The sequence below is a fragment of the uncultured Nevskia sp. genome (genome assembly GCF_903885465.1).
Taxonomy (GTDB): Bacteria; Pseudomonadota; Gammaproteobacteria; order Nevskiales; family Nevskiaceae; genus Nevskia.
The window spans coordinates 1-5,129 of record NZ_CAISIQ010000564.1 but is presented as its reverse complement, the minus strand read 5'-3'; the positions used below and the strand labels follow the sequence as shown (position 1 = coordinate 5,129).

Below are 5,129 nucleotides of genomic sequence, written 5' to 3'. Positions count from 1 at the left end.
CGCTTCTTCGGTGCCGCGCGCAACGTCGAGGAAGGCGGAAGCTTGACCATCATCGCCACGGCGCTGATCGATACCGGCTCGAAGATGGACGAAGTCATCTACGAGGAGTTCAAGGGTACCGGCAACATGGAACTGCACCTCGAACGCCGCATCGCCGAGAAGCGTGTGTTCCCGGCGATCAACATCAACCGTTCGGGCACCCGCAAGGAAGAGCTGATGGTCGATCCGGGCGAGCTGCAGAAGGTCTGGATCCTGCGCAAGCTGCTGCACCAGATGGACGAACTGGCGGCAATGGAACTGCTGTTCGATCGCCTGCGCGGCACCAAGACCAATTCCGACTTCTTCGATTCGATGAAGCGGAACTGATCGCAGCCAGATGCAAAAAAGCCGCAGCTTGCTGCGGCTTTTTTATTGCCCTTCGATCGGAAACACCTGTTGAAGCGCCTCAGCGCGTGGGCGCCGGCTCCGGCATGTCGTGCGGTTCAGGCTCGACTTTCGCCTGCGCGGGGCAACTCGGCTCGATCGTGTACTCGCGCGCCGGATCGACCGCGCCCAGCTTGCGCACATCGTCATCACCAATGGTCAGCGGCGCCGTGTAGCCGGTGCGATCCGAAACCGTCAGCGTCGTTTCCAAGATCGTGCGGCCGATGCACAGCGTGATGGCCACTTCCGGCCGATGCTCGACGCCGCCGTCGCGCTGCTTCAGCTTCACGTCCTTCAGCATCGGACGTTCCAGGGTGACCCGGCTGCCCGGTAGCACGCTGCCGTTGTCGATCGTGAAGCGCACCCAGGTGCCGCCATCGCGATTGAAATACTTGACGTTGATGGCGCGCAGGCTCGAGCCCTTGGCCGCAGGATCAAGCCGGCCGATGACTTCGATACTCGAGCTGCCGAGCACCCTCACCCGTTCGGTGCGGCCATAGGTCTCGGCCTGCGCTGTCGACATGACGGCGAGACCTGCGAGCACTGCGACCGCTATCCGGTTCATTCGAGGTTCCGTTCCCGTGCTACTGCGCGATAGCCGATGTCGCTGCGAAAATGTACGCCGGTCCAGCCGAGCTTGCCGACTGCTTCATAAGCCGCCGCCTGTGCGGCCGCAGCCGTGTCGCCGAGGCCGGTCACGCACAGCACGCGGCCGCCCGAGGTGACGACCTTGCCGGCCGCGTTCAGGGTGGTGCCGGCGTGGAAGACTTTGGCCTCGTCGCCGAATGCGGCATCAAGGCCGGAGATTTCATCAGCCTTGCGAATCTCGCCCGGATAACCGCCGGCGGCGAGCACCACACCGAGCGCGACCTGCGGATTCCAGGCCGGCGGCGCGGCGTTCGGATCGCCATCGACTGCGGCTTCGAGCAGGCTCAGCAGATCGGAATCGAGGCGCATCAGGATCGGCTGGGTTTCCGGATCGCCAAGGCGGGCGTTGAATTCGACAACGCTCGGCATGCCCTTCGCGTCGATCATCAAACCGGCATAGAGAAAACCGGTGAACGGCGTGCCCTCGGCGGCCATCCCGGCCAGGGTCGGTTCGATGACCAGCTTGCGCACGAGCGCATCGACTTCGGCAGTGACCACCGGCGCCGGCGAGTACGCGCCCATGCCGCCGGTATTCGGGCCTTGATCGGCATCGAACACGCGCTTGTGATCCTGCGCCGACGCCAGCGGCACGTAATTCGTACCCGCGGCGACGACGATGTAGCTGGCTTCCTCGCCCTGCAGGAAGTCCTCGATAACGACTCTCGCACCGGCGCCACCGAAGGCTCCGCCGAGCATGTCGCGGATGGCGGCCTGCGCTTCGGCCACCGTTTCGGCGACCACCACGCCCTTGCCGGCGGCCAGGCCATCGGCCTTGACGACGATCGGCGCACCGCGCCCGGCGACGTAATCGAGCGCCGGCTGCACGTCGGTGAACACCTGGTACTGCGCGGTCGGAATCTGATGACGCGCGAGGAAAGCCTTGGTGAACGCCTTGCTCGATTCCAGCTGGGCGGCGGCCTGGGTCGGCCCGAAGATGCGTCGGCCAGCGGCACGGAACGCATCGACGACGCCTTTCGACAGCGGCACTTCCGGCCCGACCACGGTGAAGCTCACGCCCTCGTCCGCCGCCAGTTTCAGCAGTCCGGCGATGTCCTCGACGGCCACCGGGCAGTTGCGGCAGCCCGCTTCGGTCGCGGTGCCGGCATTGCCCGGCGCCACCAGCACTTCGGCGACATTCGGCGATTGCACCAGCTTCCAGGCAATCGCGTGCTCACGGCCACCGTTGCCGATGACCAGCACTTTCTGCGGAGCGAGGGGCTGCTTCATGGGAGACATTCCTGAATCGTGAAGGGGTTATACGTCGGACATGAAAAAGGCAGGCGCGCGGCCTGCCTTTTCCGATCAGCGGTGCAGCGAGGCTCTTAGGGCTTAGCCCCCAAGTCAGCCTTTGTAGTCGGCGATGCCCTTTTCGATCTCGCCGCGCGCGGCAGCAGCGTCGCGCCAGCCGGAGATCTTGACCCACTTGCCCTTCTCCAGCGCCTTGTAGGACGAGTAGAAGTGGTGGATTTCGTTCTTGACCCGCTCCGGCACATCGGCCAGATCACGCAGATGGTCGTAGGCGCCGTTCGACACCTTGTCGACCGGTACGGCGAGCAGCTTGGCATCGGTGCCCTTCTCGTCTTCGGTGTCGAGCACGCAGAGCGCGCGGCACTTGATCACCGAGCCGGCAACGACCGGATGCGGAGTGATCACCAGCACGTCGACCGGATCGCCATCGCCGGCCAGCGTCTTCGGCACATAGCCGTAGTTGGCCGGGTAGCTCATCGCCACGTTCATGAAGCGATCGACCATCAGCAGGCCGGTGTCCTTGTCGACTTCGTACTTCACCGGCGGGCCGTAGGCCGGGATTTCGATGACGACGTAGAACTCGTTCGGGGCCTTTTCGCCCGGACCCAGTGCTTCAAAACCCATGTCTGCTTACCTGTTGTGTGGAGGTTGTCGGTATAGGGGAATGCTGCGGTATCAAACCTTGAACTCGCGGCCGGTCAGCTTCGGCACGGCGATGTTCTGCAACTGCACGTAGGCCGGCAGGCCGTTGACGTAGGGCGGATAGTCCTCGCCCTGGATCAGCGGCGCCAGATAGCGGCGGCAGGCTGCGGTGATGTGGAAGCCGTCGGCGGTGATGAAATCGCGCGGCATCTTCTTCTCGACGTTGGCCACACTTGCGAGCGGCGCTTCGGCGATGTTCCAGCTGTACGGAGAATCGCTGGTGCGGATGATCGCCGGCATCACGCCGGACTTGCCGGCCACGGCCATCTCGACGGCCGCCTGACCAACCGCATAGGCCTGCTGGACGTCGGTTGCCGAAGCGATGTGGCGCGCGGCGCGCTGCAGATAGTCGGCCACTGCCCAGTGATACTTGTACTGAAGCTTGTCCTTGACGATGCCCGCCAGCAGCGGCGCCAGGCCGCCGAGCTGGGCGTGGCCGAAGGCATCCTTGCCGCCCGCTTCGGACAGGAACTCGCCGCTCGGTGCGTGCAGGCCTTCGCTGGCGACGATCGTGCAGTAGCCGTAGGTCTTCACGCAGTGATCGACTTTCGCCAGGAACGCGGCTTCGTCGAAGGTGATTTCCGGGAACAGGATGATGTGCGGGCTGTCGCCTTCGTTCTCGGAGGCCAGGCCACCGGCAGCGGCGATCCAGCCGGCATGGCGGCCCATCACTTCAAGGATGAACACCTTGGTCGAAGTCTTGGCCATCGAGGCGACGTCGTAACCGGCTTCGCGGATCGACACGGCCACGTACTTGGCCACCGAGCCGAAACCCGGGCAGCAGTCGGTGATCGGCAGATCGTTGTCGATCGTCTTCGGCACGTGGATCGCCTGCAGCGGATAGTTCAGGCGCTCGGCCATCTGGCTGATCTTCAGGCAGGTGTCGGCCGAATCGCCGCCGCCGTTGTAGAAGAAGTAGCCGATGTCATGGGCCTTGAACACTTCGATCAGGCGCTCGTACTCAGCCTGGTTCTTGTCGAAACCTTTCAGCTTGTAGCGGCAGGAACCGAAGGCACCCGACGGCGTGTAGCGCAGCGCCGAGATCGCGGCATCGGATTCCAGCGAGGTGTCGATCAGATCTTCGGTCAGCGCGCCGATGATGCCGTTGCGGCCGGCGTAGACCTTGCCGATGGTCTGCGAGTAGCGCCTGGCGGTCTCGATGACCCCGGCGGCGGAAACATTGATGACAGCCGTGACGCCGCCCGATTGGGCGTAGAAGGCATTGCGAGGCATGGCAAGGACGAGGCGAAAGGACCGGAGGCTGGCGGACCGGAGTGGGGTCCGGCGCGGAGAACGCGATGGGTATAGCCCAAAGTATAACCGCGCTGGCACGATTTCCGCGTTGACGTGGTACGCATCCACCGGGTACCGTTTCGCCCATCGCGCTCACTTATCGCTGCGGTCGGCGTCACCACGCACGCCAGACTGCAGCTTTGTTGTGATCGCTTTCTTCCGAACGAAGCCGCACACATGCGGCTCACACAGGGGCTGTCTGCACCATGAGAATCATCCTGCTGGGTGCGCCCGGCTCGGGCAAGGGCACGCAAGGCGAAAAGCTGGTCGCCCATTACGGCATCCCGAAGATTTCTACCGGCGACGCGCTGCGCGCTGCCGTGAAGGCTGGCACCGAACTCGGCCGCAAGGCGAAAGCGGTGATGGACGCTGGCCAGCTGGTGGCCAACGAGATCGTCATCGGCATCGTCGAGGAACGCCTCGGCCAGGACGACGCCAAGAAGGGCTTTATCCTCGACGGCTTCCCGCGCAACACCGCGCAGGCCGAAACCCTGGACGCGATGCTGGTCCGCCTCGGTCAGCCGGGCATTTCACGCGCCGTGCACCTCGCCGTGGCCGACGAGGAAATCATTGCCCGCCTGCTCGATCGCGCCCAGAAGGAAGGCCGCGACGACGACAAGGAAGACGTGATCCGCCACCGCATCAAGGTCTACAACGCCGAAACCCATCCGCTGCTCGACTACTACGGCAAGCAGGGCAAGGTCGTCGCCGTCGACGGCATCGGCACGATGGATCAGATCTTCGACCGCATCGTCGCAACGCTGTAATCGATCGACGCAGGACCCGACGCCCGGGCCTCGCCACGCGAGACCCGG

The 5,129-nt window shown here is 64.4% G+C and carries 5 protein-coding genes and 1 pseudogene; 2 read left to right on the top strand and 4 right to left on the bottom strand.

Annotated elements, in window-relative coordinates:
• Positions 1–366: pseudogene (locus tag QZY06_RS21925) on the top strand (transcription termination factor Rho); the annotation flags it as partial.
• A 79-nt stretch (positions 367–445) separates the two neighbouring features.
• On the opposite strand, the gene QZY06_RS21920 reads toward QZY06_RS21925, so the two are convergent.
• The 4 genes from QZY06_RS21920 to QZY06_RS21905 form a co-directional block, all read right to left on the bottom strand.
• On the bottom strand, positions 446–988 hold the full coding sequence (locus QZY06_RS21920; RefSeq protein WP_295688346.1) for a RimK/LysX family protein: 543 nt from the start codon (positions 986–988) through the stop codon (positions 446–448).
• Positions 985–2,298 carry a phosphoribosylamine--glycine ligase gene (gene purD, locus QZY06_RS21915; protein ID WP_295688344.1) on the bottom strand — a complete coding sequence of 438 codons (1,314 nt, stop codon included), beginning with the start codon at positions 2,296–2,298 and terminating at the stop codon, positions 985–987. Before purD ends, QZY06_RS21920 begins: the two co-directional genes overlap by 4 nt.
• Before the next feature lie 114 nt (positions 2,299–2,412).
• Positions 2,413–2,943, bottom strand: a complete 531-nt coding sequence (ppa, locus tag QZY06_RS21910; RefSeq protein WP_022976214.1) for an inorganic diphosphatase — start codon at positions 2,941–2,943, stop codon at positions 2,413–2,415.
• A gap of 51 nt (positions 2,944–2,994) precedes the next feature.
• On the bottom strand, positions 2,995–4,254 hold the full coding sequence (locus tag QZY06_RS21905) for a 6-phosphofructokinase (protein ID WP_295688342.1): 1,260 nt from the start codon (positions 4,252–4,254) through the stop codon (positions 2,995–2,997).
• Between the two features lie 266 nt (positions 4,255–4,520).
• On the opposite strand from QZY06_RS21905, the gene QZY06_RS21900 reads away from it, so the two are divergent.
• A complete protein-coding gene (locus QZY06_RS21900) occupies positions 4,521–5,081 on the top strand; it encodes an adenylate kinase (RefSeq protein WP_295688340.1) in 561 nt (186 codons plus the stop codon).
• The last annotated feature ends 48 nt before the right edge of the window (positions 5,082–5,129 follow it).

Excerpts from the sequence above, each read along its gene's own strand:
- QZY06_RS21920 (WP_295688346.1), bottom strand. The coding sequence starts at position 988 with ATGAACCGGATAGCGGTCGCAGTGCTCGCAGGTCTCGCCGTCATGTCG.
- purD (WP_295688344.1), bottom strand. The coding sequence starts at position 2,298 with ATGAAGCAGCCCCTCGCTCCGCAGAAAGTGCTGGTCATCGGCAACGGT.
- ppa (WP_022976214.1), bottom strand. The coding sequence starts at position 2,943 with ATGGGTTTTGAAGCACTGGGTCCGGGCGAAAAGGCCCCGAACGAGTTC.
- QZY06_RS21905 (WP_295688342.1), bottom strand. The coding sequence starts at position 4,254 with ATGCCTCGCAATGCCTTCTACGCCCAATCGGGCGGCGTCACGGCTGTC.
- QZY06_RS21900 (WP_295688340.1), top strand. The coding sequence starts at position 4,521 with ATGAGAATCATCCTGCTGGGTGCGCCCGGCTCGGGCAAGGGCACGCAA.